This is a genomic window from Streptomyces rishiriensis, assembly GCF_030815485.1.
Lineage (GTDB): Bacteria > Actinomycetota > Actinomycetes > Streptomycetales > Streptomycetaceae > Streptomyces > Streptomyces rishiriensis_A.
In genome coordinates, this window is record NZ_JAUSWV010000002.1 from 789,812 (window position 1) to 815,104 (window position 25,293).

26 protein-coding genes are annotated in these 25,293 nt (G+C 72.9%); 14 read left to right on the forward strand and 12 right to left on the reverse strand.

What is annotated here, in order from left to right; genetic code table 11:
* Positions 1–24 precede the first annotated feature (24 nt).
* On the reverse strand, positions 25–468 hold the full coding sequence (locus QF030_RS05870) for an ATP-binding protein (RefSeq protein ID WP_307161573.1): 444 nt from the start codon (positions 466–468) through the stop codon (positions 25–27).
* Between the two features lie 236 nt (positions 469–704).
* Between QF030_RS05870 and QF030_RS05875 the strand changes: the two genes are divergently transcribed.
* The 3 genes from QF030_RS05875 to QF030_RS05885 all read left to right on the forward strand — a co-directional run bounded on the left by QF030_RS05875 (position 705) and on the right by QF030_RS05885 (position 3,197).
* The gene (locus QF030_RS05875) at positions 705–935 is read left to right on the forward strand and encodes a hypothetical protein (RefSeq protein ID WP_307161574.1); all 231 of its coding nucleotides are present in this window, start codon (positions 705–707) and stop codon (positions 933–935) included.
* A 50-nt stretch (positions 936–985) separates the two neighbouring features.
* A complete protein-coding gene (locus QF030_RS05880) occupies positions 986–2,467 on the forward strand; it encodes an aminotransferase class I/II-fold pyridoxal phosphate-dependent enzyme (RefSeq protein ID WP_307161575.1) in 1,482 nt (493 codons plus the stop codon).
* Positions 2,468–2,741: 274 nt separating this feature from the next.
* Positions 2,742–3,197 (forward strand): cyclic nucleotide-binding domain-containing protein, encoded by a 456-nt coding sequence (locus QF030_RS05885; RefSeq protein ID WP_307161576.1) that lies wholly within the window; start codon positions 2,742–2,744, stop codon positions 3,195–3,197.
* Between the two features lie 14 nt (positions 3,198–3,211).
* Here QF030_RS05885 and QF030_RS05890 read toward each other — a convergent pair whose 3' ends face one another.
* Together QF030_RS05890 and QF030_RS05895 are read right to left on the reverse strand one after the other, a co-directional pair.
* Positions 3,212–4,516, reverse strand: a complete 1,305-nt coding sequence (locus QF030_RS05890; RefSeq protein WP_307161577.1) for an MFS transporter — start codon at positions 4,514–4,516, stop codon at positions 3,212–3,214.
* 123 nt (positions 4,517–4,639) lie between these two features.
* Positions 4,640–5,254 (reverse strand): LysE/ArgO family amino acid transporter, encoded by a 615-nt coding sequence (locus QF030_RS05895; protein WP_307161578.1) that lies wholly within the window; start codon positions 5,252–5,254, stop codon positions 4,640–4,642.
* A 77-nt stretch (positions 5,255–5,331) separates the two neighbouring features.
* Between QF030_RS05895 and QF030_RS05900 the strand changes: the two genes are divergently transcribed.
* A complete protein-coding gene (locus tag QF030_RS05900; protein WP_307161579.1) occupies positions 5,332–6,234 on the forward strand; it encodes a LysR family transcriptional regulator ArgP in 903 nt (300 codons plus the stop codon).
* On the opposite strand, the gene QF030_RS05905 is transcribed toward QF030_RS05900, so the two are convergent.
* Positions 6,224–6,952, reverse strand: coding sequence for a TetR/AcrR family transcriptional regulator (locus tag QF030_RS05905; protein ID WP_307161580.1), 729 nt, complete (start codon positions 6,950–6,952; stop codon positions 6,224–6,226). The two genes, QF030_RS05900 and QF030_RS05905, sit on opposite strands and share 11 nt — an antisense overlap.
* Positions 6,953–7,183: 231 nt before the next feature.
* Between QF030_RS05905 and QF030_RS05910 the strand changes: the two genes are divergently transcribed.
* A complete protein-coding gene (locus QF030_RS05910) occupies positions 7,184–8,401 on the forward strand; it encodes a saccharopine dehydrogenase family protein (RefSeq protein WP_307161581.1) in 1,218 nt (405 codons plus the stop codon).
* A gap of 101 nt (positions 8,402–8,502) precedes the next feature.
* Positions 8,503–8,751 carry a WhiB family transcriptional regulator gene (locus tag QF030_RS05915; RefSeq protein ID WP_307161582.1) on the forward strand — a complete coding sequence of 83 codons (249 nt, stop codon included), beginning with the start codon at positions 8,503–8,505 and terminating at the stop codon, positions 8,749–8,751.
* A 34-nt stretch (positions 8,752–8,785) separates the two neighbouring features.
* Here QF030_RS05915 and QF030_RS05920 read toward each other — a convergent pair whose 3' ends face one another.
* The 5 genes from QF030_RS05920 to QF030_RS05940 all read right to left on the reverse strand — a co-directional run bounded on the left by QF030_RS05920 (position 8,786) and on the right by QF030_RS05940 (position 14,224).
* Positions 8,786–9,235, reverse strand: a complete 450-nt coding sequence (locus QF030_RS05920; protein ID WP_307161583.1) for a DUF6098 family protein — start codon at positions 9,233–9,235, stop codon at positions 8,786–8,788.
* A gap of 184 nt (positions 9,236–9,419) precedes the next feature.
* On the reverse strand, positions 9,420–11,279 hold the full coding sequence (locus QF030_RS05925) for a sensor histidine kinase (protein WP_307161584.1): 1,860 nt from the start codon (positions 11,277–11,279) through the stop codon (positions 9,420–9,422).
* On the reverse strand, positions 11,276–11,974 hold the full coding sequence (locus QF030_RS05930) for a response regulator transcription factor (RefSeq protein WP_307161585.1): 699 nt from the start codon (positions 11,972–11,974) through the stop codon (positions 11,276–11,278). The genes QF030_RS05925 and QF030_RS05930 overlap by 4 nt, the downstream gene beginning before the upstream one ends.
* A gap of 17 nt (positions 11,975–11,991) precedes the next feature.
* On the reverse strand, positions 11,992–12,744 hold the full coding sequence (locus tag QF030_RS05935) for a hypothetical protein (RefSeq protein WP_307161586.1): 753 nt from the start codon (positions 12,742–12,744) through the stop codon (positions 11,992–11,994).
* Between the two features lie 61 nt (positions 12,745–12,805).
* On the reverse strand, positions 12,806–14,224 hold the full coding sequence (locus tag QF030_RS05940; RefSeq protein ID WP_307161587.1) for a M1 family metallopeptidase: 1,419 nt from the start codon (positions 14,222–14,224) through the stop codon (positions 12,806–12,808).
* 164 nt (positions 14,225–14,388) lie between these two features.
* Between QF030_RS05940 and QF030_RS05945 the strand changes: the two genes are divergently transcribed.
* On the forward strand, positions 14,389–14,757 hold the full coding sequence (locus QF030_RS05945) for a DUF488 domain-containing protein (protein WP_307161588.1): 369 nt from the start codon (positions 14,389–14,391) through the stop codon (positions 14,755–14,757).
* Positions 14,758–14,854: 97 nt separating this feature from the next.
* Here QF030_RS05945 and QF030_RS05950 read toward each other — a convergent pair whose 3' ends face one another.
* Together QF030_RS05950 and QF030_RS05955 are read right to left on the reverse strand one after the other, a co-directional pair.
* Complete coding sequence (locus tag QF030_RS05950) at positions 14,855–16,528, reverse strand: FAD-binding dehydrogenase (RefSeq protein ID WP_307161589.1); 1,674 nt, start codon at positions 16,526–16,528, stop codon at positions 14,855–14,857.
* A gap of 28 nt (positions 16,529–16,556) precedes the next feature.
* Positions 16,557–17,201 (reverse strand): TetR/AcrR family transcriptional regulator, encoded by a 645-nt coding sequence (locus tag QF030_RS05955; protein WP_307161590.1) that lies wholly within the window; start codon positions 17,199–17,201, stop codon positions 16,557–16,559.
* 141 nt (positions 17,202–17,342) lie between these two features.
* Between QF030_RS05955 and QF030_RS05960 the strand changes: the two genes are divergently transcribed.
* From QF030_RS05960 to QF030_RS05970, 3 genes are all read left to right on the forward strand, one after another.
* Positions 17,343–17,972, forward strand: a complete 630-nt coding sequence (locus QF030_RS05960; RefSeq protein WP_307161591.1) for an alpha-ketoglutarate-dependent dioxygenase AlkB — start codon at positions 17,343–17,345, stop codon at positions 17,970–17,972.
* 266 nt (positions 17,973–18,238) lie between these two features.
* Positions 18,239–18,988, forward strand: coding sequence for an MBL fold metallo-hydrolase (locus tag QF030_RS05965; protein ID WP_307161592.1), 750 nt, complete (start codon positions 18,239–18,241; stop codon positions 18,986–18,988).
* 9 nt (positions 18,989–18,997) lie between these two features.
* Positions 18,998–20,233 (forward strand): DUF4032 domain-containing protein, encoded by a 1,236-nt coding sequence (locus tag QF030_RS05970; protein WP_307161593.1) that lies wholly within the window; start codon positions 18,998–19,000, stop codon positions 20,231–20,233.
* Position 20,234: 1 nt separating this feature from the next.
* Here QF030_RS05970 and QF030_RS05975 read toward each other — a convergent pair whose 3' ends face one another.
* A complete protein-coding gene (locus QF030_RS05975) occupies positions 20,235–21,107 on the reverse strand; it encodes a universal stress protein (RefSeq protein ID WP_307161594.1) in 873 nt (290 codons plus the stop codon).
* A 62-nt stretch (positions 21,108–21,169) separates the two neighbouring features.
* Between QF030_RS05975 and QF030_RS05980 the strand changes: the two genes are divergently transcribed.
* The 4 genes from QF030_RS05980 to QF030_RS05995 all read left to right on the forward strand — a co-directional run bounded on the left by QF030_RS05980 (position 21,170) and on the right by QF030_RS05995 (position 25,169).
* The gene (locus tag QF030_RS05980) at positions 21,170–21,526 is read left to right on the forward strand and encodes a VOC family protein (RefSeq protein ID WP_307161595.1); all 357 of its coding nucleotides are present in this window, start codon (positions 21,170–21,172) and stop codon (positions 21,524–21,526) included.
* Positions 21,527–21,670: 144 nt separating this feature from the next.
* Positions 21,671–23,347, forward strand: a complete 1,677-nt coding sequence (locus tag QF030_RS05985; RefSeq protein ID WP_307161596.1) for an FAD-dependent oxidoreductase — start codon at positions 21,671–21,673, stop codon at positions 23,345–23,347.
* Positions 23,344–24,819 carry an ATP-binding protein gene (locus tag QF030_RS05990; RefSeq protein WP_307161597.1) on the forward strand — a complete coding sequence of 492 codons (1,476 nt, stop codon included), beginning with the start codon at positions 23,344–23,346 and terminating at the stop codon, positions 24,817–24,819. The genes QF030_RS05985 and QF030_RS05990 overlap by 4 nt, the downstream gene beginning before the upstream one ends.
* Positions 24,816–25,169 carry a UBP-type zinc finger domain-containing protein gene (locus QF030_RS05995; RefSeq protein ID WP_307161598.1) on the forward strand — a complete coding sequence of 118 codons (354 nt, stop codon included), beginning with the start codon at positions 24,816–24,818 and terminating at the stop codon, positions 25,167–25,169. Before QF030_RS05990 ends, QF030_RS05995 begins: the two co-directional genes overlap by 4 nt.
* The last annotated feature ends 124 nt before the right edge of the window (positions 25,170–25,293 follow it).

Here is a 25,293-nt window from a genome sequence, read left to right on the forward strand (position 1 = left end):
GTCCCGGGCCGGTCGGCGCGGGGGTCAGAACACGGGGACGACGGCGGTGATGCGCTTACCGCCGGAGGGCAGACAGGCCACCCTGACGTCGCGGGCCAGCCGGCAGACGATCGACCAGCCGCGACCGCCGGCGCGCTGTCGCCCCTGTTCGTCGACCGGTGCGGCGGTGACCGGCAGCCGGTCACTGCGGTCGCTGACGGAGACGCACACGGCCGGCCCCGCCATGTCGACGTCGAATGCGGTGATGCCGCCGCCGTGCAGGATGGCGTTGGCCGTCAGCTCCGAGGCGACGAGCAGGGCGTCCGACAGTCCGTCCTCGTCGTACCGGCAGCCCAGGGTCCCGCAGCGTCCGGTCACCGCCTGCCGGACGGCGCTGCGGACGTCGGCCGGGCGGCACTGCTCCTGTCCTGCGCGCCCGTGGACGCAGTCCTGCGTGTTCCCACGGTCGGTCGAGTCGTTCGTAGACATCCCTTCGCTCCCCTGGCTGGTCCCGAATGGTCGGACGGCTCAAGCCGGCCTGCCGACCGGCGGTGGACCGTCGATCGGCCGACCGCACCTGGGCGGTGGGTTCGGCGTCCGTGAGGCACCGGCGCTCTCCGCCACCGGACGGTGCGTTCGTCTCCTAACCGGCTGGCCCCGCCTGCGACGGCCAAACCTCCCGGACGAGGAGCATTCGCCCCGCCGGATCCGGGTACGCGAACGAGATGACAGATGTGGTGGACTCGGACGAACTGCTGCGGCGCATACAGCGGGCCAGGGCCTGCGCCCACGAGGAACTGCTGTCCTGGCGGGCCCGGAGCGAGGACCTCGACCGGACGGACGCGGAACGCACGCAGGACGTGCGGGACGCCCGGACACGGGGGCTCGCCTACGAAGCCGTGCTCAGGGTGCTGGACGAGATCGTGACGCCCGGCCGGAGCGCCGAGCCGCTCTGACCGGGGCGCCGCTCGGGTTGGCGGCGGCCGCCGCGGGCACCCGCGACGGCATGGCAGCCGACCACGCACGCGCCCCCGTTCTCGAAGCCCTTGTCGACTACCGCCGCCAAGGCCGGTTGTCGTTCACCCCGCCGGGACACAAGCAGGCCCGCGGCGCCGATCCCGAGGTACGGGCGGTGCTGGGGGACGCGGTCTTCCTCGGCGATGTGCTGGCGTCGGGCGGTCTCGACGACCGGCTCACCCGGGGCCGGGTGCTGAAGCGGGCCGAGGAGCTGATGGCGGACGCCGTCCACGCCGAGCACACCTTCTTCTCGACGTGCGGGAGTTCCCTGTCCGTCAAGGCGGCCATGCTGTCCGTGGCCGGGCCGCACGAGAAGCTGCTGATCGGGCGGGACGCGCACAAGTCGGTGGTGTCGGGACTGATCCTCTCCGGAATCGAGCCCGTGTGGGTCGAGCCGCGCTGGGACGCCGAGCGGCGGCTGGCGCATCCGCCGTCGGCCGCCGAGTTCGAGAGGGCCCTCGAGATCCACCCCGAGGCGAAGGGCGCTCTGGTCACCAGTCCCACCCCGTACGGCGCCTGCGCCGACCTGCGGGGGATCGCCGACGCCTGCCACCGCCGCTCGGTGCCGCTCATCGTGGACGAGGCCTGGGGAGCGCACCTGCCCTTCCATCCGGACCTGCCGTCCTGGGCGATGGACGCGGGCGCCGACATCTGTGTGACCAGCATCCACAAGATGGGCAGCGGCCTGGAGCAGGGGTCGGTGTTCCATCTCCAGGGCGAGTACGTCACGCCGGAACTGCTGAACATGCGCGCGGATCTGCTGGGCACGACGAGCCCTTCGGTGCTGCTGTACGCCGGACTCGACGGCTGGCGCCGCCAGATGGCGCTGCACGGCGAGGAGTTGCTCGGCGCGACTCTCGCGCTGGCGCGGGAGGTGCGGTCCGCGATCGAGGAGATCGACGGGCTGCACGTCGAGGGCCGGGAGGACTTCTGCGGCCCGGGGCTCGCCGACGACTTCGATCCCCTGCCCGTGGTGATCGACGTCCAGGGGCTCGGGATCTCCGGCTTCCAGGCCGCGGACTGGCTGCGCGAGCACCAGGCCGTGGACATGCACCTGTCCGACCACCGGCGCATCGGCGCGCAGTTGACCCACGGCGACGACCGCGAAACGACCGGAGAGCTGCTCGCCGCCCTCAAGGACCTCGTGGACGCCGCGCCCGATCTGGCCCCGGCTCCGCGGATCGAGGTGCCGACCCCTGCCGAACTGCGCATGGCGCAGGGGCTGCTGCCCCGGGACGCGTTCTTCGGACCCGCCGAGAACGTGGCGCTGGACCGGGCCGCCGGGCGGATCGCCGCCGAGATGATCACGCCGTACCCGCCGGGTATCCCGGCCGTCCTGCCCGGAGAACGACTCACCGAGCCCGTGCTGCGCTATCTGAGCACCGGCCTGGCGGCGGGTATGAACCTGCCCGATCCGAGCGATCCGCAACTGCGGACGATCCGGGTCGTCGCCCAGGACGCGGAGCGCTGAGTGAAACAGGTCACTTGACCGGGTTGCGGTGTCACAAAATCTCCGCGAATGGTTTACGGTTCATTCATACCTGGTGAGCGGGGTCGCAGTCACTCCTCCTCCGTGCACCACCCTTTGCTGCCCTGGCTGGCCTCCCCCGTCCAGCCAGGGCTTTTCCATGCCCTCGTGGCCCTCCTGCGGAAAGTACGGGCCGTCGAGGTGCCCGGGGCGTCGGCAGCGGCTGAAATGGGAAGGGGAAGGAACCCCACCGATCGTCGGCGAGGAGCTCCGGGCCATGACCAAAGCGACCAAACTGCTGACCGCTCTTCCCCCGCCCCAGCGTCAGCGCCTGATGACGCTGGCCCGCGAGGTGTCCTTCCCGGAGGACGCCAGGATCTTCGACGCGGGCGGCACCGCCGACCGCTTCTGGGTCATCCGCTCCGGCGCGGTCTCACTCGTCCAGCAGGTGACGTCCCTGCGGCGGGTCACCGTCGCGAGCCTCGGCGCCGGCGACCTGCTGGGCTGGTCGTGGATGTTCCCGCCGTACCGGTGGGACTTCGGCGCGGAGGCGTTCAGCCCGGTGCGCGCCTACGAGTTCGAGGCGCGGCCGGTGCTGGCACTGTGCGACGAGGATCCGGCGCTCGGGATGTCGCTGATACGGATCGTGGCCGAGATCCTCGCGCACCGGCTGGAGACGACCCGGGGCAAGCTCATGGAGCAGTACGGCACACACCGGCGCGGGGTGCTGTAGTCCCCGCGCCCCTCTCAGACGCGGTACCGGCGCAGCGCGGGCACGGCGACCGCCAGGCCCAGCATCGACGTGACGACCAGCAGGCCGCCGCCCGCGACCGCGACCCGGGGCCCGAAGGCCGCGCCCGCCGTGCCGTGCAGGGCGTCGGCGAGCCGGGGGCCGCCCGCGACGACGACCGTGAAGACGCCCTGCATGCGGCCGCGCATCTCGTCGGTGGCGGCGGACAGCAGGATCGCCCCGCGGAAGACCATGGAGACCATGTCGGCGACGCCGGCACAGACCAGGAACACCAGGGCGAGCCACAGGCTGCCGCTCAGTCCGAACCCGGCGATCGCCGCACCCCAGGCGACGACCGCCCCGATGACCATCCAGCCGTGCCGGCGCGCCCGCGAGAACGTGCCGGAGAACAGTCCGCCCAGCACCGCGCCGACGGGGATCGCCGCGAACAGCAGACCGAGGGCGAGCCCCTCGCCGTAGGGGGCGTACGTCTCGGCGGCGAGCTGCGGGAACAGGGCGCGGGGCATGCCGAGGACCATGGCGATCACGTCGGCGAGGAAGGAGAGCAGCAGGACCTTGTGCCGGGAGATGTAACGGAAGCCCTCCGCGACCTCCCGCACACCGGCGCGCCGGGCGGTGGCGCTCGCCAGGGGCGGCAGCGCGGGCAGCCGGGCCACGGCCCACAGCGTCACGCACAGCGCGACGGCGTCGAGGAGGTACAGCTCGGGCAGCCCGATGACGGGGATCAGGGAACCCGCGAGCAGCGGTCCGGCGACCAGACCGGTCTGCATGACGGTCGAGCCGAGGGCGTTGGCGGCGGCGAGTTCGCCCGCCGGGACCAGGCGGGCGATGGAGGCGTTGCGGGCGGGCGCGTTGAGCCCGAAGAACGCCTGCTGGGTGGCGAGCAGCACCATCAGCACGGCCACCGAGTCGAGTCCGGACGCCGCCTGGAGCCAGAACAGCACCGAGGTGACGGCGATACCGCTGTTGGTGACCAGCAGCAGCTTGCGCCGGTCGACGGTGTCGGCGACCGCGCCGCCCCACAGCGCGAACAGCACCATCGGCGCCAGGCCGGCGAGGCTCGCGTAGCCGACCCAGGCGGAGGAGCCGGTGATGTCGTAGATCTGCTTGGGCACCGCGACGGCGGTGAGCTGGCTGCCCACGGCCGTGACGATGGTCGAGGACCACAGCCGCCGGTAGGCCGGCCGGCGCAGCGGCCGGGTGTCCATCGCCCAGCGGCGCCAGCCGCGCCGGGGCCGGTCCTGCGGACTCGGGTCGGCCTCCTCGGCCTCGGCTGCGGTGCTGCTCTCGCTCGTGTCCACGCGTTTCCTGGTTGCTCGATACATCTTTCTGGTTCGGAGGTCACTATCCCAGCAACAGCTGTGCTCGCACCGCGCGTGGACACGGGATCCCAGATTCCGGACCGCGCCTGAGCGTGCGGCTGATCAGGCCCCGACGACGAGCGTCACGCCGAGGACGATCATCGTGGCGGCGACGAGCCCGTCCAGGACGCGCCAGGCGGCCGGCCTGGTCAGGAACCGGCCGAGCAGCCGGGCGCCGAAGCCCAGCGCGGCGAACCAGCACAGGCTGGCGAAGGCCGCGCCGAGACCGAAGGTCCAGCGCAGCGGGCCACGGTCGGCGGCGACGGAACCCAGCAGGAAGACCGTGTCGAGGTAGACGTGCGGGTTGAGCCAGGTCAGCGCCAGACAGGTCAGCACGGCCCGGCGCAGGGAGCCCGTGCTCTCACCCTCGGCCGCCAGCGCACCCGCGGGCCGGAGTGCCCGCCGGGCGGCCAGAGCCCCGTAGCAGAGCAGGAACAGACCGCCGATCCAGCCGACCGCGGTCAGCGCCCCGGGCCAGGCGACCACCAGGGCGCCCACCCCGCCCACACCCAGGGCGATGAGCAGCGCGTCGGACAGGGCGCAGATCCCGACGACGGCGAGGACGGCGTCACGGCGGATGCCCTGGCGCAGGACGAACGCGTTCTGGGCGCCGATGGCGACGATGAGCGAGAGCCCGGTGCCGAACCCGGCGGCCGCGGCGGTGAGGGTGTGGGACATGCCGTCCACGCTAGGGAAGCGATCACCGCCCGTACAGCTAAAGATTCTTACGTATCATTAGCTGTCGTGATGACCGGATGATGACGGACCTCCCGCTCGATCAGGTGCGCACCCTGCTCGCGGTGGTCGACGAGGGCACCTTCGACGCGGCCGCCGCCGCCCTGCACGTGACGCCGTCGGCGGTCAGCCAGCGCGTCAAGGCACTGGAGCAGCGCACGGGCCGGGTCCTGCTGCTGCGCACCAAGCCGGTGCGGCCCACGGAGTCGGGCGAGATCGTCGTCCGGTTCGCCCGCCAGCTGGCCCGGCTCGAGCGCGACGCGCGGTCCGAGCTGGGCATGAGCGGCGAGGGCGAGCCGGCCCGGGTGACGGTCGCGGTCAACGCGGACTCGCTCGCCACCTGGTTCCTGCCGGCCCTGACCCGGGTGCCGCGGGAGCCGCAGTTCTGCTTCGAACTGCACCGCGAGGACGAGACCCGCACGGCGGAACTCCTGCGGGAGGGGCTCGTGATGGCCGCGGTGACCTCGTCGCCCGAGGCCGTGACCGGCTGCTCCGTGCGGGCCCTGGGCACCATGCGCTACCTGGCCGCCGCCACCCCGGACTTCGCCGACCGCCACCTGGGCGACGGGCCGCTGCACGAGACCCTCGGCCGGGCGCCCGTGCTGACCTTCGACCGGAGCGACGACCTCCAGGACGCGTTCGTGCGCGGGCTGCGCCGGGGCGCCGACGGCGCCGGTCCGGTACGACAGGCCGTGCCGACCTCGGAGGGATTCGTCGCCGCCGTGGTCGCCGGCCTGGGCTGGGGCATGGTGCCCGAGGTGCAGGCCGGCCCGCTGCTGCGCTCCGGCCGCCTCGTGTCCCTCGCTCCCGCGCACCCGGTGGACGTCCCGCTGTACTGGCAGCAGTGGAAGCTGGACTCCCCGGCGCTGGCGGCGGTGGCGGACGCGGTGACCGCGACGGCGGCCGAGACTCTCAGGAGCTGAGCGGAGGCACTCGGGAGCCGAGCCGGGCCAGCGTCGCCTGCGCGCTGTCCAGCAGCATCCCCAGTGCCGTCGGATAGGCGCTGGTCACCATACGGGCCGACAGCAGCGGGGCCGCCTCGGCGATCCGGGGATGGGTCTCGGCGGGCAGCCGCGCGTACGTCGAACGCCACACCGCGTCATCGGCGCGCTGCGCGGCGCGGGGCAGGGCGAGGGACGCGGCGTCCAGGGCGGCAAAGGCCAGCGTCTGGTCGATGAAGGCGTGGTAGATCCGCACGGTGTCCGCCAGCGGGAACCCGGCGGTGCGCAGGACGTCCAGGACGGCCTCGTCGGCGGCGAGTTCGTTGGCCCGGCCGGTCACCCGGCTCGCGGTGAGCTGGGCGGCCTGCGGGTGGGCGACGTAGGCGGCGTGGATGCGCAGCCCGACGGTGTGCAGATCCGTGCGCCACTCCCCCGTCGGCCGCCACCCGCGCAGTGCCTCGCCGACGAGCGCGTCACCGATGGCCAGGGTCAGCTCGTCCATGCCGCGGAAGTACCGGTAGAGGGTGCTGGGGTCGCAGTCGAGGGCGATGCCGAGACGTCGGGCGGAAAGGCCGGCGCTGCCGTGCTCGCGCAGCAGGCGCAGCGCCGCCTCGACGATCAGCCGCTCGGACAGCACGGTACCGCTCCGGGTGGGCCGGCGACGACGCCGCTTCTCCTCGGGTACGACCGGCTTGGCCACGGTCCCCCGTCCCTTCTCGTCCCTCTCGTCCCTCAACCTGCGTCCGTGCTCTGCGCGCCTCGGTCCCGGGTTTCGGTCCTCGGTCCTCGGTCCGGGTCTCGGCCCATGTCCCGGACTCGGGCGCCCTTATGCCAACACCATTGACCTTATACGGGAGCACGGCGTTGTATCGCTCTCGGGCCCCCCTTTCGCACACCTTCGTTCGCCGTATCAGCCGAGGGAGTTCTCGTCATGCGTGTCCTGCTCGTGGGCGCCGGCGGTGTGGGCACCGCCATCACCCGGATCGCCGCCCGCCGCTCGTTCTTCGAGGCGCTGGTGGTCGCCGACTACGATCCCGCCCGTGCCGACGCAGCCGTCGCCGCGCTCGACGGCGACGACCGCTTCCACGCCGAGCGCGTCGACGCCGGCGACGAGGCGGCGGTGGCCGACCTGCTCGCCCGGCACCGCTGCGACGTGCTGCTCAACGCCACCGACCCGCGCTTCGTGATGCCGCTGTTCCGCGCGGCGCGCACCACCGGGGCCACCTATGTCGACATGGCGATGTCCCTGTCACGGCCGCACCCGGACCGGCCCTACGAGGAGTGCGGGGTCCGGCTCGGCGACGCGCAGTTCGCCGAGGCCGGCGACTGGGCCGCGGCGGGCGCCCTGGCACTGGTCGGCATGGGCGTCGAACCGGGTCTCTCGGACGTCTTCGCCCGGTACGCCGCCGACGAACTCTTCGACGAGATCGAGGAGATCGGCATCCGCGACGGCGCGAACCTCACCGTCGAGGGCCACGACTTCGCGCCCTCCTTCAACATCTGGACCACCATCGAGGAATGCCTCAACCCTCCGGTGGTCTACGAGGCCGACCGGGGCTGGTTCACCACGGCGCCCTTCAGCGAGCCCGAGGTGTTCGACTTCCCCGAGGGCATCGGGCCGGTGGAGTGCGTGAACGTCGAGCACGAGGAGGTGCTGCTCGTACCGCGCTGGGTGAAGGCGCGCCGGGTCACCTTCAAGTACGGCCTGGGCAACGCGTTCATCGAGACCCTGAAGACGCTGCACCTCCTGGGCCTCGACCGCACCGCGCCCGTGACCGTGCCGAGCGCGTCGGGACCGGTGTCCGTCTCGCCCCGGGACGTCGTGGCCGCCTGTCTGCCCGACCCGGCGACGCTGGGTGAGTTGATGCACGGCAAGACCTGCGCGGGCACCTGGGTGCGGGGCGTGAAGGACGGCGCGCCGCGCGAGGTGTACCTGTACCACGTGGTCGACAACCAGTGGTCCATGGCCGAGTACGGCAGCCAGGCCGTGGTGTGGCAGACCGCCGTCAACCCCGTGGTCGCCCTCGAACTCCTCACCACCGGCGCGTGGTCCGGCGCGGGCGTCCTCGGCCCCGAGGCGTTCCCTCCCCGTCCGTTCCTGGACCTGCTCACGGCGTACGGCTCCCCGTGGGGGCAGCGCGAGCAGTGAACGTTTTCCGGGCCCGGCCTGTTTCACCGCAGCCCCTGCGGTGACCCGGTCGTGAGCAACTCATCCGGAAAGCACGTACGACGAGATCGCAGGTGACTTCGATGGACGACTGGCGAGAGCACGCCGAGTGCCGCCACGAGGACCCCGACCTCTTCTTCCCGATCGGTACCTCCGGTCCGGCCCTGCTCCAGACGGAGCAGGCGAAGACGGTCTGCCGACGCTGTCCGGTGCGGGAGCAGTGTCTGGAGTGGGCCATGGAGACCGACCAGACGCTGGGAGTGTGGGGCGGCACGAGCGAGAACGAACGACGCGCCCTGAAGCGGCGCATCAAGGCACGACGCAGTTCGTGACCGGGGGCCCGGGTGGGGGGCCGACCGCGGCCCCTCACCCGCCCGTTCGGCGCAGCGGCCCCCACCGGGCCTCCTGCCGGAGCACCTCGGCCCGCGCCTCCTCGATCACCGCGGAATCGATCCAGGCCAGTGGCCGCACCTCGACCACGAGCGGCTCGTTGTCCGGGCCCCGGCCCGCCTCCCGGCCCGTCAGGACCCAGGGGCGGACACCGGGGCCCTTCTCGTGCGGCAGGTGCGCGTAGTCGTACAGCCGCCGGGCCACCCACAGCTCGCGGGACCGGTCCTCCCACCATTCCTCGACGTCGAGCGGGTTGGCGGACAGCCCGGGCAGGGACACGCCGGTGAGCTCGTCCGTGCTGGACACCCGGTCGAGGTCCGTGGCGGGACCACGGGACCAGCGGACGAACAGCCTCCGCCGCCGCTCGACCAGCTCGGTCAGTTCGGTCAGGGATCGCGCGATCGGCAGGCCGTCCGACGGATTCATGGCGTGGACCTCCCTCTCCTGTGCTGCGGCTACGCCCTCGGTCGGACGAAGTACCCCCGTCGGCCGAAGGGAATCAACGCTCCCCGCCCGGCACCCGGCGTTCGCTCCTCCCGCCGGCACCCGGCGTTCGCCTTCCCGCACGGCACCGTGTTCTCGCCGGACGCCGTGTCCTCGGGCTGCCGGTTCAGGCGTCTTTCGGGGCCGACGCCGCGGGCAGCCGCAGGGTGAAGACGCTGCCCGCGCCCGAGGTGCTCGTCGCCTGCGCCGTGCCGCCGTGCGCGACCGTCAGCTGGCGGACGATCGGCAGCCCCAGACCGCTCCCGCCGGTGCGGCGGCTGCGTGACTTCTCCGCCCGCCAGAACCGCTCGAAGACATGCGGCAGGTCCTCCGGGGCGATGCCCGTACCGGTGTCGGCGACCTCCAGGACGACGCGCGCGCCGTCGCCCCGTGCGGTCAGGGTGACCGTGCCGTCGGGCGGGGTGTGACGCACCGCGTTGGTGACGAGGTTGCCGAGTGCCTGCCGCAGCCGCACCGGGTCGGCGTCCAGCCAGGGAGCCCCCTCGGTCTCGGTGCGCAGGCGCACGCCGGCCGTGTCGGCGGCGACCCGGTGGGCGGCGGCGACCTGGGCGAGCAGGTCGTCGGCGGGCACCGGCTCGCGGTGCAGCCGCAGGGTGCCCGCGTCGGCGGCCGCGAGGTCGCGCAGGTCGTCGATGACGCGCTGCAGGAGCAGGGCCTCCTCGTGCAGGGCGCCGAGCAGCTCGGTGTCGGGCTCCACCAGGCCGTCCCGGGTGACCTCCAGCCATCCCCGGATGTTGGTGAGCGGGCTGCGCAGTTCGTGGGCCACATCGCTGACGAGGGCCTTTCGCTGGGCCTCCAGCCGCTCCCGGCGTTCGGCGAGGTCGTTGAAGGCCTCCGCGAGGATCCCGGTCTCGTCGCGTGTCGTGACCGGTACGCGGGCGTGCCGCTCCGGGGGCTGTTGGGCGGCCTCGGTCAGCGCGCGCAGCGGCCGCACCAGGCGGGTGGCGACGACGGCGGTGACGGCGACGGTCACGGCCAGTACCAGCCCGGCCGCGCCGATCACCTTCGCCTTGTTGGCCGGGGACATGACCCAGCGCGGAGCCGGGCCGTCGTCCCCGACACCGAGGAACAACTCGGCGACCGGGGCGACGTACGGATCGAGCTGGCCGCGCCGCGCGGTCTCGAAGCAGGTCTGGGCGGCGCGCAGGGCCGCCTTGCCGTTCCTGTCACCGCCGCCCACCACCTTGGCGAACACGGGCGCCAGGGTCGGGGCCCGGCCGGACGCGCCGGGGACGCCCGTGCCGAACAGCAGGGGGATGTCCGGATCGAGGCCGGCCCGCGTCAGACAGCCGCCTGCCCGGCTCTGGAGGGCGGTCAGCGCCTTCTCCTCGGTGGGCGCGGGCGTGTCGAGCTGCCCGTCCCCGCACTCGTCGAACGCGTAACCGGAGACGGCGGTCGAGTCCGTGGCGGTGACCACCGGGCGCCCGCTCGGGGTGTGCGTGACGGTCGTGTCGACGTCGTAGCGGGCGAGGCAGCGTTGCCGCGCCCGGGCCGCGGCGTCGAGCTTCGTGCGTTCGAGCGCGGTGAGCCGGTAGGGGCCCACCACGCGCGGGTCGGTGCCGCTCAGCTGCGCGCCCGGCTCGCTCCAGGTGTCGGTGCGCAGCGGGTCGACGGTGGCGGCGGCACGCGGCGGCAGGGAGGTGCCGCGCGGCGCGGAGTCCGCCAGGAGTGTGCGGTCGGCGGTGGTCAGGGCGATGCGCCGGCCGGTGCGCGCGGACAGGTCACGGACCGTCGCCTCGACGCCGGCCCAGCCCGGATGGGTGGCCGCGTAGCCGCTGAGCCGAGCGAGGATGTCCATGTCGTCGGCGAGCGCCTGGCCCTGTTCCTCCCGCAGCGCGCGGGTGGTGGTGGTGACGGCGAGCCAGGCGGTGGCGGCCACCGAGCACACGGCGATCAGGACGGACGCGATCAGCAGCCGGACCAGCAGGCGCTTGCGCAGCGGTATGCGGGTGCGGGCCGCGCTCACGCGTGACCTCCGCTGAGCTTGTAGCCGACGCCGAACACCGTCAGCAGCCGTACGGGCCTGCGCGGGTCGGCCTCGATCTTCCGGCGCAGGTTCATGATGTGCACGTCGATCGCCCGTTCGGTCGAGGCCCGGTCGAACCCTCGGGTGCACTGGAGCAACTGCCGCCGGGAGAAGACCCGTTCGGGTTCGGCTGCCATGGCCAGCAGGATCTGGAACTCGGCCGGCGTGCACTCCACCGGTTCGCCGGCGCAGCGCACCTCGTGCCGCTCGGGATCGACTGCGAGCCCCGCGGCCCGGACGACGGGGTCGTCCCTTCTGTCGGCGGCGGCCCGTCCGCTGCGCCGCAGGACGGTACGGATGCGGGCCATCAGCTCGCGCGGACTGTACGGCTTGGTCATGTAGTCGTCGGCGCCCAGCTCCAGGCCGAGCAGCACGTCGTCCTCGCCGGCCCGGGCGGTCAGCATCAGGACCGGGATGTCGTCGTCGCGGCGCAGCACCCGGCACACCCCGAAACCGTCGATGACCGGCAGCATGAGGTCGAGGACCACGAGGTCGGGCCGGTTGCGCCGCACCGCGTCCAGCGCGGCCGCGCCGTCGTGCACGACGGTGGCGGTGTGCCCCTCGGCGAGCAGCGAGCGGCGGATGAGTTCGGCCTGCATCGCGTCGTCCTCGGCGACGAGTACATGAGCGCACACGCGACAACTCCGTTCGTTCAGCGGGCCAGAGAGGCATGGTCGCCCATGACGACCACGGGATGCAGGGCGGGGTCGAGGGCGAGGAGCAGCTCCTTCATGTGCTGCTCGGCGATGCTGACGCAGCCGTGCGTGGGACCGCCGTGGTCGACGTGCAGCCAGACGCCGCCGCCGCGTTCCGCGCCGAGGGGACGGGTCCAGTCGAGGGGCGAGGTGCCGGGCTCGCGGTTGTAGTCGATCGCGATCACGTAGTCGAAGGAGCCCTGGAGCGGTTCGCCCTCGAACCCGGTGCCGGGCGAGGTGAAGCCGACGCCCCGGTCGTAGGAGAGCCGGGTGCCGGGGTCGCGGAGCAGGCCGCCGGCGTCGGTGAGGCCGTACACGCCGATGGGCGAGCGCAGGTCGCCGCCCATGTGGTGGTCGCTCCAGCCACGCAGCGCGTTGTGCGCGGGCCAGGTCTCCCCGGCCTGCCAGCCGGCCCCGGTCCGCCGGTACAGGACCACCGTGGAGTGCGGGGAGTCGCGGCCCCGGCCGGTCACCACGACCACCTGGGCCGCGTCCTCGGACACGGCGGCCCGGGTCTTCGTCCCCAGGCCGGGTATCCGCTGCGGTGCCGCCTGGACGGAGATCGCGGGCGCGGGGCTGCCCGGCGGCGTCGTCGGGGTGCCGGCGGCAGTGGTGGCGGGCCGGTGCTCCGGTGTGGCCGCGACGCCGCCGCATCCGGTGAGCAGGAGGGAGGCGGCGAGCAGCACGGCCCGGCGGCGAGGGGTGATCATCGTTCGACCATCGCCGACGGGTGTGTGGAACTCGTCAGGTTCCGCGGCCCGTTCGGGGGCGCTACGGCTTGCCGGGCTTGCCCCGGCCGTACAGCCAGGTCCGGAACAGCGTGCCGAGGTCCTGCCCGGACTCCCGTTCCGCGAGCCGTTCGAACTGGGCGGTGGTGCCGTGGCCGTAGCGGTGCGCGGCGGCCCATGCGCGCAGGATGCGGAAGAAGGCGCGGTCTCCGACGGCGGTGCGCAGGGCGTGCAGGGTCATGGCGCCACGGGCGTAGACGGGGGTGCCGAAGATGTTCGCGCCGCTGCCGGGGTCGCCGGGCGGGAACTCCCACAGGCCGTCGGTCGCGGGACGGGCGTAGAGGGCGTCGAAGCTCTTCTGGGCGGTGCTGCCGCCGTGCTGCTCGGCGTAGAGCCACTCGGTGTAGACGGCGAAGCCCTCGTTGAGCCAGATGTCCTTCCAGGAGGTGAGGGAGACGGAGTCGCCGAACCACTGGTGGGCGCTCTCGTGGACGAGGGTGCTCAGGTCGGGGGCGCGGTCGTACAGGGGCCGCGACTGGGTCTCCAGGGCGTAGCCGACGTTCGGGGCGTGGTCGACGATCGAGCCGGCGGCGCGGAACGGGTAGGGCCCGAACAGCGCGCTCTCCCACTCCAGCACGGCCGGCAGCTGCCCGACGACGGGCGCCGCGGCCGCGGCCTCACGCGGGTCGACGGCGTCGTACACCTTGAGGCCCTCGCGCGTCGTGTACTGCTTGACCTGGAACTTTCCGACGGTCGCCGTGGCGAGGTAGGCGGCCATGGGTTCCGTCTGGCGCCAGCGGAAGGTGGTCAGGCCGTGCGTGGTGCGCCGGCCGAGGAGGACGCCGTTGGCGACGGCGGCGCGGTCCTCGGGGACGGTGATCGTGAAGTCGTAGGAGGACTTGTCGAGGGGATGGTTGTTGGCCGGGAACCAGGTCATGGCGCCCTGTGGTTCGCCGGCGACGAAGGCCCCGTCGTCGGTGGGGATCCAGCCGTCGAGTGAGCCGTCGGGGTCGGTGACCGGGCCGGGGATGCCCTGGTAGGTGACGGTGACCTGGAACCGCTCGCCCTCGCGCAGGGCGCGCCGCGGGGTGACGACGAGTTCCTGGCCCTCGCGCCGGTGTGCGGCCTTGACGTGGTCGACGGTGAGGCCGGTGACCTTCAGCCCCTGGAAGTCGAGGTCGAAACGGGCCAGCGGCCGGGTGGCGCGGGCGGTCAGCACCGCCTTGCCGTCGAGGTGCCGGCTGCCCGGGTCGTAGCGGAGTGTCAGGTCGTAGTGGCTGACGTGGTAGCCGCCGTTGCCGGCGAGCGGGAAGTAGGGGTCGCCGACGCCGGCGGCGCCCGCCGGTCCGGCCGCGGTGGCGGGTCCGGCCGCGGTGAGCAGCGCCGCCAGGGCGACGGGGACGGTGAAGGCAACGGTGTCGCGGCGCAGGAGGGTGGTGGCGCGTCTGCGAAGGTGTGTCACGTGCGCTCCTGAGGGGGGTGGCGTGTGATCAAACGTCCTCAGACTAGGGACCGGGCGCCCCGGCTTTCTCCCTCGTTCAGGTCAAGCCGAGCGGTGTCGGCCGGTGGCCGCGGTCTACGCTCGCCAGGAGCTGCCCACCCCGATGACGAACGGACGGCCCGCCCATGAGTGTCCGCGTGCGTCGCGTCTACGACCCGCCCGAGCCCGACGACGGGGTGCGGGTCCTGGTCGACCGGCTGTGGCCGCGCGGCGTGTCGAAGGACGCGGCCCGCGTGGACGAGTGGCCCAAGGGACTCACCCCGTCCACCGAACTGCGCCGCTGGTACCACGCGGGCGAGGGACCGTACGAGGAGTTCGCGAGCCGTTACGAGGACGAGCTGAGCGAGCCCGGGGCGGCCGAACTGCTCGACCGGTTGCGCGAGTCGGTCCGCGAGGGCCCGGTGACGCTGCTGACGTCCGCGAAGTCCCCCGAGCAGAGTCACACGGCGGTGCTGGTCCGCCTGCTGGAGGCGGGGACGGGCCGGCCCCGATGATCCGGGAAGGCGCCGATGATCCGGGAGCGCCACCCGGATCATCGGCTCACCTGCTCGTCCGGCGCCTCGTCCAGCAGCCCGTCTGACGGGCCGCCCGTCAGGCCGTCTGCCGGGCCGCGGCGCGGCCTGCGGCCCGGCCGGAGAAGAGGCAGCCGCCGAGGAAGGTGCCTTCGAGGGCGTTGTAGCCGTGCACGCCGCCGCCGCCGAAGCCGGCCACCTCGCCCGCCGCGTACAGGCCCTCGACCGGCTCTCCGTCGACGCCCAGGGCGCGCGAGTCGAGGTCGGTCTGGATGCCGCCGAGGGTCTTGCGGGTGAGGACGTGCAGCTTGACGGCGATCAGCGGGCCTGCCTCGGGGTCCAGGACGCGGTGCGGCGTGGCGACCCGGCCGAGCCGGTCGCCGATGTAGCGGCGCGCGTTGCGGATGCCCTGGATCTGGGAGTCCTTGGCGTACGGGTTGGCCAGCTGGAGGTCGCGGGCCTGGATCTGACGACGCAGCACGTCCACGTCGAGCAGCGCCTTCTCGGTCAGCCCGTTCATCTTCTCGACGAGCTTGTCGAGGGTGTCGGCGATGACGAAGTCCGCGCCGCGGTCGAGGAAGGCCTGCACCGGCGCCGGGGCGCCCTTGCCGAGCAGCCGGTCACGGAGGACCGCCTTGCGGTCCTTGGCCGTGATGTCGGGGTTCTGCTCGGAGCCCGACAGGGCGAACTCCTTCTCGACGATCTTGCGGGTGAGGATGAACCAGGAGTGGTCGTGCCCGGCGATGTCCTCGGTCGTCCGCAGGTGCTTGAGCGTGTTGAGGGTGTCGTAGCCCGGCAGGCACGGGTCGGGCAGGCGGCGGCCGAGGGCGTCGAACCACAGGGAGGACGGGCCGGGCAGGATGCGGATGCCGTGGCCGGGCCAGATCGGGTCCCAGTTCTGGATGCCCTCGGTGTAGTGCCACATGCGGTCGCGGTTGACCAGCCGGACGCCGGCCCCGGCGCTGATGTCGAGCATGCGGCCGTCGACGTAGGCGGGGACACCGGTGACCATCTCGGCGGGCGGTGTGCCCAGCCGCTCGGGCCAGTGGCGCCGCACGATCTCGTGGTTGGCGCCGATGCCGCCGCTGGTGACGACCACGGCCTGGGCGGTCAGCTCGAAGTCGCCGACGCGGTCGCGGTTGGAGGCGACTCCGCGCGCGCGGTCGTCGGGGGCGAGGACCGTGCCGCGCACCCCGCGGGCGGCGCCGTCCTCGAGGACCAGTTCGTCCACCTGGTGCCGGTGGTAGAAGGTCAGCAGGCCGTCCTTCGCCGCCTGTTTGGCGTACCGCGCGAACGGCTCGACGACGCCGGTGCCGGTGCCCCAGGCGACATGGAAGCGGGGCACGGAGTTGCCGTGTCCGTCGGCGCGCAGGTCGCCGCGCTCCGCCCAGCCGACGGTCGGCACGAAGGAGATCCCGTGCCCGGCGAGCCAGGTCCGCTTCTCCCCCGCCGCGAACTCGACGTAGGCGCGCGCCCAGCGCACCGCCCAGGAGTCCTCGTCGTCGGCGCGGTCGAACTGCGCGCTGCCCTGCCAGTCGTTCCAGGCGAGGTCGAAGGAGTCCTTGATGCCGAGGCGGCGCTGTTCCGGGGAGTCGACGAGGAAGAGCCCGCCGAAGGACCAGAACGCCTGGCCGCCGAGGTTGGCGGCGTTCTCCTGGTCGACCAGGGCGACCCGCCGGCCCCTGCTGGTGAGTTCGTGCGCCGCGACCAGGCCCGCGAGGCCCGCTCCGACGACGATGACGTCCGCGTCCATGGCGTCCGCTGCCTTTCTCCTGAGGATGTCATTCCGGGGTGCCGCTGCCGTCGGTCAGCAGCGCGGTGAGCAGTTGCTTCAGCCAGACGCGGGCACCCTCGACGTCCTTGTCCAGCAGCAGTTGGGCGGTGACCCCGTCGTAGGCGGCGACCACGGCGTGCGCCGCGCTGTCGACGTCGCCGAGCACGGCCGGCGGTTCGGCGAGGCCCCGGGCCCGGGCGAGCCGCTCGGCGATCGCCCGCCGCAGCCGCGCCCGGTGTTCCAGCAGGGTCAGCGCGACGTCCGGAGCGCGCGCGGCGTGCACCAGGAAGTCCGTCTTCACCAGGAGCCAGTCCAGGTCGAGGAGGAGCACCTCGGTGACCCGGTCGACGGCGGCGGGCACGTCGAGGTCGGGTCCGTCGAGGGCGAGGGCGCCGGACACCTGCTCGGCGATCAGGTCGGCCCGCTGCCGGTAGAGGGCGAAGAACAGCTCGTCCAGGCTGTCGAAGTTGGAGTAGAAGGCGCCTCTGCTGTAACCGGCGGCCTCGCAGACCTCCTCGATGGAGACCCGTCCGAAGCCCTTCGCGGCGAACACCTCGAAGGCGGCGTCGAGCAGCCTGGCCCGCGTGCGGACCCTGCGCCTGGTGACGCGCGCGGTCGTCCGCCCGGCCTGCTCGGTCTGCTCCGCCGCCATCCCGGCCCTCCGTTCGATACGGGAATGTATCCGATACACCGATGTATCGAAAGAGGGTCGCGACGCGACGGCCTCCCACCCCGCCTCACCTGCGGGACGACTGAAGGGAACATATTTTCGATTGCGGCGTACGCTGGAACCATGACCGCGCACCACCTCCAGGGCTCCCTCTTCGACCAGACCGACGAACTGCGCCTCGGCCCCCTCGACGGGATCGGCCGGACCACGCTCGGCGCGGGCGCCTGGATCGACGTACTGCCGGGCTGGCTCACCGGCTCGGACGCCCTGTTCGAACAGCTGGCCACCGAGGTTCCGTGGCGTGCCGAGCGCCGGAAGATGTACGACAGCGTCATCGACGTACCGCGTCTGCTGGCGTTCTACGGAGCCGGCGAGCAGCTGCCCCACCCTGTGCTGGCCCAGGCACGTGAGGCGCTGTCCGCGCACTACGCCGAGGAGCTGGGTGAGCCCTTCGCCACCGCGGGCCTGTGCCACTACCGCGACGGCCGGGACAGCGTCGCCTGGCACGGCGACCGGATCGGCCGCGGCGCCCGGGAGGACACCATGGTCGCGATCCTCTCCGTGGGTTCCCCGCGCGACCTGCTGCTGCGCCCGGCACGCGGGGGCGAGACCGTACGGCGTCCGCTCGGGCACGGGGACCTGATCGTGATGGGCGGCTCGTGCCAACGGACCTGGGAGCACTGCGTCCCCAAGTCCACCCGCGCCGCAGGGCCGCGCATCAGCATCCAGTTCCGCACGCGCGGCGTGCGCTGAAGCGGAGCCGGCGGTACCCCTGCCCCCGCCCTCGGGGGTGCGTGGTGCGACCGCACGACCGACCCGCCGGGGCCCGCGTCCACCGCCGGGCCGCCCGCACGCGCTGGCCCCGGCGGACCGAACCGGGCGTCCCGCGCGCTGCGGGACGGGGACGACGGTCGGCGTCGCGAGGACCGGGGGGACGGTGGAACCCCACCCTCCGCAGCCCGCCGGTGATCTGCTTTGCTGTCCCCCTCGGGCACGAACCTCCAGGACACGGGACGGCCATGCGGGCAGAAGTACGGCAAGTGGCGGACGGCACCTACCTGGTGCACGGCAGCAACACCAACTGGGTGATCCTCACCGAAGGGGACGCCGTCACACTGATCGACACCGGCTATCCGGGAGACCGGCAGCTGGTCCTCGACTCCCTCGCCTCCGTGGGGAGTTCCCCGGAGGCCGTCACGGCCGTGCTGATCACCCACGCCCACAACGACCACCTGGGCTCCGCCGAGCACCTGCGCTCGGAGTACGGCACCCCGGTGTATCTGCACGAGGCCGAAGTGCCGCACGCCCGCCGGGAGTTCCTCCAGCAGGTGACCGTGGGCGAGGTGCTGAGGAACGCCTGGCGGCCCGGTGTGCTGCCCTGGATGGTGCACGCGCTGCGCTCCGGCGGCACCGAGCAGCACCCGGTCACCGCGCCCGAGGCGTTCCCCGGGGCCGGCGGCCCGCTCGACCTGCCCGGCCGGCCCGTCCCGGTGCACACCCCCGGCCACACCAGCGGCCACGCCGTCTTCCACCTTCCGCAAGCGGGTGTCGTCGTCACCGGTGACGCCCTGGTGAGCGGTCATCCGACCAGCCGGCTGGAGGGGCCGCAGCTGCTGCCGGACATGTTCCACCACGAGCGCGCCCGCGCGGTGGAGTCCCTGGGCGTGATCGAGGGACTGGCGGCCGATCTCCTGCTGCCCGGCCACGGCCCGCTGCACCAGGGATCCGTGAAGGCGGCGGCCCAGCGGGCCCGCGAACTCGCCGTCTAAGGTCAGGCCATGGCTTTGCAGATCAGCGCCACCAACCCGGAGCATCCGGCACTCCTGCTGGAGCTGCCCTGGCACCTGCCCCTGGAGGAGTGGCCCGAGGAGGTCCTCGTCCCGCTGCCGCGCGGCATCTCCCGCCACGTGGTGCGCTACGCCCAGGCCGGGGACGAGGTGATCGCCGTCAAGGAGCTCGCCGAGCGTCCCGCCCTGCGCGAGTACGAGCTGCTGCGCGATCTGGACCGTCTCGGCATCCCCGCCGTCGACCCGCTGGCCGTGGTCACCGGCCGCGCCGACCACGGCGGCGTCCCGCTGGAGTCGGTGCTGGTCACCCGGCATCTGGGCGGCTCGATGCCGTACCGCTCGATGTTCGAGACGACGATGCGCCCGGCGACCATGCACCGGCTCATGGACGCCCTCGCGGTGCTGCTGGTGCGGCTGCACCTGGCCGGCTTCGCGTGGGGCGACTGCTCACTGTCCAACACGCTGTTCCGGCGGGACGCGGGCGCCTACGCCGCCTACCTCGTCGACGCCGAGACCGGCGACCTGCACCCCCAGCTGAGCCCCGGCCAACGGGACTACGACCTCGACCTCGCCCGCGTCAACATCAGCGGCGAACTGCTCGACCTGGAGGCGTCCGGGGCGCTGCATCCCTCGGTGGATCCGATCGAGTTCGGCAGGGAGATCTGCGCCCGCTACGGGGCCCTGTGGCAGGAACTGACCCGCACCTCGGTCTACCCCGCCGGCAAGTACCACTACATCGAGCGCCGGATCCGCCGGCTCAACGAGCTCGGCTTCGACGTCGCCGAGATGCAGATCGAGCACTCCTCCAACGGCGACACGGTCACCTTCGTGCCGAAGGTCGTGGACGCGGGCCACCACCAGCGTCAGCTGCTGCGCCTCACCGGTCTGGACACCGAGGAGAACCAGGCCCGGCGACTGCTGAACGACCTCGAGAGCTGGATGGCGACCCAGGACGACTACGCCCCGGGCGACCCCCTCGCCGCCCGCCCCGAGGTGCTGGCGCACCGCTGGGTGCGGGACGTCTTCCGGCCCACCGTACGGGCGGTCCCCCTCGAGCTGCGCGGCTCCATGGACGCGGCGGAGATCTACCACGAGCTCCTCGAGCACCGCTGGTACCTCTCGGAGCACGCGCAGCACGACATCGGTCTCGGCACGGTGGTCGAGGACTACATCAAGAGGATCCTGCCCAAGGCCCGGGAGACCCTGGAGCCGACCCTCCCGGAGTGAGTCAGTCGTGGGGCACGACGGCGACCGGGCAGCCCGCGTGGTGCAGCACACCGTGTGCCACGGAGCCGATCCGGGCGCCCACGGCCGTGCGGTGGGCGCGGCGGCCGACCACCATGAGCTGCGCCCGCCCGGACACCGACAGCAGCACCTGCCCGGCGCTGCCCATCTCCACGTGCTCCACCACCGGCACGTCGGGGAACCGCTCCCGCCACGGATCCAGGGCCGCCGCCAGCGCCTTCTTCTCGTACGGCTCCAGACCGCCGGCTTCGTCGGCGAGCCGGAGCGAGCCGGGGCTGTAGGCGAACACCGGCGGGAGCGTCCAGGCCCGCACCGCGCGGACGCCCGCGCCCCGGGCGGCCGCCGTCTCGAACGCGAAGCGCAGCGCCGGCGCGCTGTCCTCGGGCTCGCCGTGCTGGCCGACGACGATCTCGTGGCCGGCCGCCTCGGACGACGGCTCGTCACCGGCGCGGACGAGCACGACCGGGCGTGCGGCCTCGGCGATCACCTGCTGGCCGACCGAGCCGAGCAGGAACCCGACCACCGGCCCGTGCCCGCGCGAGCCGAGGACCAGCAGTTCCGCGTCCGCCGCGGCGGCGACGAGCGTCCCGATCGGGGTGCCCTCCTGGACGTCGGTGGTGACGGCGAGCGCCGGGTACCGCTCGGCGACCGTCGCGACGGCCTGCCGCACGGAGTCCCGCACCCACTGCTCCTGGGCGTCCCGGTCGGCCACGTCGGCCGCCGCGTTCGGCTGGAACCGCCAGGCGTGCACCACCCGCAGTCCCAGGTCGCGCCGGACGGCCTCGCGGGCCGCCCAGGCGAGCGCCGCGAGGCTCTCGTCCGTCCCGTCGACCCCTGCCGTGATCGGGACCGTCATCCCGCCGCCTCCTTCAGTCGTGATCACATCCGTCGGACCCCAGTCTTCACTACGCTTCGGGCATGGCTTTGGACTGGGAGCAGGTGATCGTCGACGCGGCCGACCCGTCGGCGCTGGGACGCTGGTGGGCGGCGGCCCTCGGCTGGGTCGTGGTCAACGACGCACCCGACGAGTACGAGATCCGACCGGAGCAGGACCGGACGCCGGGCCTGCTCTTCGTCCCGGTGCCGGAGCGGAAGACGGTCAAGAACCGGCTCCACCTGGACTTCCGCCCTGACGACCAGCAGGCCGAGGTGACCCGTCTGCTGTCCCTGGGCGCCCGCCGCGCGGACATCGGACAGGGCGAGCAGCCGTGGGTGACGATGACCGACCCCGAGGGCAACGAGTTCTGCGTACTGGGCGAGCGGCGGCCTTCTTGACCGGGGGTGCCCTGTACTGGCCCCACAGCGCACGGCCCGCCGATATCCCGGAGCGGACCGGGGCGATCGAACATACGATGGGCGAAGCCGGCGCGGGCTTCGCCGTGCCGCCGTGAGTGACGACCCTCTCGGGGTGGGAGACGTATGGCACAGGCCGCCGATTCGGCGCGGACCGTCATCCTGACCGTGGACGACGACCCGGGTGTCTCCCGTGCCGTCGCCCGTGACCTGCGGCGCCGCTACGGCGCCGGGTACCGGATCGTGCGCGCCGAGTCCGGGGAGTCCGCGTTGGAGGCGCTGCGCGAGCTGAAGCTCCGCGGCGACCTGGTCGCCGTCATCCTCGCCGACTACCGGATGCCCCGGATGAACGGCATCGAGTTCCTCGAACAGGCCCTGGACGTGTACCCGGGTGCCCGGCGCGTGCTGCTGACCGCGTACGCCGACACGAGCGCGGCGATCGACGCGATCAACGTCGTCGACCTCGACCACTATCTGCTGAAGCCGTGGGACCCGCCGGAGGAGAAGCTCTACCCCGTCCTGGACGATCTGCTGGACGCCTGGCGCTCCAGCGACTACCGGCCCGTGCCCGCCACGAAGGTGGTCGGGCACCGCTGGTCGGCCCGGTCGTCGGAGGTGCGGGAGTTCCTGGCCCGCAACCAGGTGCCGTACCGCTGGTACTCCGCCGACGAGCCGGAGGGGCAGCGGCTGCTGGCCGCGGCCGGGGTCGACGGGCAGCGGCTTCCGCTGGTGGTCACCGCGGACGGCACGCCCCTGGTCGAACCGGACGCGCCCGAACTGGCCGCCCGGGTGGGGCTGGCGACGACGCCGACGGCCGACTTCTACGACCTGGTGGTGATCGGCGGCGGCCCGGCCGGGCTCGGCTCGGCGGTGTACGGGGCTTCCGAGGGCCTGCGGACGGTGCTCGTGGAGCGGTCCGCGACCGGCGGACAGGCCGGGCAGAGCTCCCGTATCGAGAACTACCTGGGCTTCCCCGACGGCGTGTCCGGGGCCCAGCTCACCGACCGGGCGCGACGGCAGGCCACCAGGTTCGGCGCCGAGATCCTCACCGCGCGCGAGGTGACCGGGCTCGAGGTCAACGGCTCCGCGCGCGTCGTGCGGTTCTCGGACGGCTCGGCGGTGGCCGCGCACAGCGTGATCCTCGCGACGGGCGTGTCCTACCGGCAACTGGCGGCGCCCGGCTGCGAAGACCTGACCGGCTGCGGGGTGTTCTACGGGTCGGCGCTCACCGAGGCGGCCTCCTGCCAGGGGCAGGACGTCTACATCGTGGGCGGCGCCAACTCCGCCGGCCAGGCGGCCATGTACCTGGCGAGGGGCGCCAAGTCCGTCACCCTGCTGGTGCGCGGGGAGTCCCTGACCGCGTCGATGTCGCACTACCTGATCCAGCAGATCGACGAGTCGCCCAACATCACCGTGCGCCCCGGCACCGTCGTCGACGCCGCGCACGGGGACGGGCACCTGGAGCAGCTGACGCTGCGGGACGTGACGACGGGCGAGACCGAACTCGTCGACGCGCAGTGGATGTTCGTGTTCATCGGCGCGGCCCCGCTGACCGACTGGCTGGAGGGCACCGTGCTGCGCGACGGGCGCGGGTTCATCCTCGCCGGGCCCGACCTCACGCCCGACGGGCGGCCACCGGCGGACTGGGCGCTGGACCGGCCGCCGTACCACCTGGAGACCAGCATTCCCGGCGTGTTCGTGGCGGGCGACGCGCGCGCCGAGTCCGCCAAGCGCGTCGCGTCCGCCGTAGGAGAGGGAGCCATGGCCGTGATGCTCGTCCACCGGTACCTGGAGCAGTCATGAGCGGGCAGGTGATGCCGTGCAGCCCGACCGAGATCAGCTCGCTCTTCCTGTTCGAGAAGCTCTCCCCCGAACAGCTCGGACGGCTGTGCAGCGAGGGCCGGGTGGAGAGGTTCGAGCCCGGTCCGGTGTACACCGAGGGCGATCCGGCGACGTGCTTCTACGTGATGGTCGAGGGCACGGTCGTGCTGTACCGCCGGGTCGGCGGGGACGACGTCGAGGTCAGCCGGACCTCGCAGCGCGGGGTGTACGCCGGGGCCATGCAGGCGTACCTGGGCGACCAGGTGCCGCAGGTCTACAACAACTCGATGCGGGTGACCGAGCCGACGCGGTTCTTCGTCCTGCCCGCCGAGTCGTTCTCGGCCGTCATGCGGGAGTGGTTCCCGATGGCGGCCCATCTGCTGGAGGGACTGTTCTTCGGCTCGAAGAACACCCAGCGGGCCGTCGGGCAGCGTGAACGGCTGCTCGCCCTGGGCTCGTTGTCGGCGGGGCTCACCCATGAGCTCAACAACCCGGCCGCGGCCGCCGTACGCGCCACCGCGACGCTGCGGGAGCGGGTGGGGAAGATGCGGCACAAGCTGGCCGTCATCGCCTCCGGAGCGTACGACCCGGAGGCACTGGCCCGGCTGATCGAGATCCAGGAGCGCACGGCCGAACTGGTGGCCAAGGCACCGGCGTTGAGCCCGCTGGAGGCCTCCGACCGGGAGGACGACCTCGCCGACTGGCTCGACGACCACGGGATCCAGGAGGGCTGGCGGCTCGCGCCGACCTTCGTCCAGGCCGGCCTGGACGTGGACTGGCTGGAGCAGGTCGCGGCCACCGTCGACGAGGACACCCTGCCGAGCGCGGTGGGCTGGCTCAACTACACGGTCGAGACCGAGCTGCTGATGGACGAGATCGACGACTCCACCAACCGCATCTCGCACCTCGTCGACGCCGCCAAGCAGTACTCGCAGCTCGACCGCGCCCCCTACCGGGTCGTCGACGTGCACGAACTCCTCGACAGCACTCTGCTGATGCTGTCGGGCAAGATCGGGCAGCGCATCGAGGTCGTCAAGGACTACGACCGTACGCTCCCGGCGATCCCCGCCTACCCCGCGGAACTCAACCAGGTGTGGACGAACCTCGTCGACAACGCCGTCTTCGCCATGGACAGTGCGGGCGGCGAGGGCACGTTGACCGTGCGGACGGCACGCGAGGGCGACCGGCTGCTGGTGGAGTTCCGCGACACGGGCCCCGGCATTGCGCCGGACGTGCGGGGCCGCATCTTCGACCCGTTCTTCACCACCAAGCCGGTGGGCCAGGGCACCGGGCTCGGCCTGGACATCTCCTGGCGGATCGTCGTCAACAAGCATCACGGCAGCCTCCATGTGGAGTCCGTGCCGGGCGACACCCGCTTCCAGGTGCTGCTGCCGCTCACCGCCCCCGACCCCGACAGCGCACCGGACGCCGAGACCGCCGAGGAGCCCGTATGACCGACGTAGACGCGATCGACCCGAGCGTCCCGCCCAGCAGCGCCGGCTGCGTGGACTGCGAGGCGGCGGGCGGCTGGTGGTTCCACCTGCGGCGCTGCGCGAGCTGTGGACATGTCGGCTGCTGCGACTCCTCCCCCGCGCAGCACGCCACCGCGCACTACAAGGCGACCGGGCATCCCCTGGTCCGCAGCTTCGAGCCGGGCGAGGAGTGGTTCTGGGACTACTCGAGCGACGAACTGTACGAGTCGGGGCCCGAGCTCGCCCCTCCGGCCAGTCATCCCGCCGACCAGCCCGCCCCGGGTCCGACAGGCCGGGTGCCGGAGGACTGGGCGCGGTCACTGCACCGCTAGGGCCGCCTTCAAGACCGCCCCGCCGAGGGCGCCCGACGAGTGCGCGCCGCTGCGTGCGCGCCGCTGAGACCGCACCGTCGAGTGCGCACTGCTGGGCGCACACAGGAAAGAGCGCCTGGAAGAG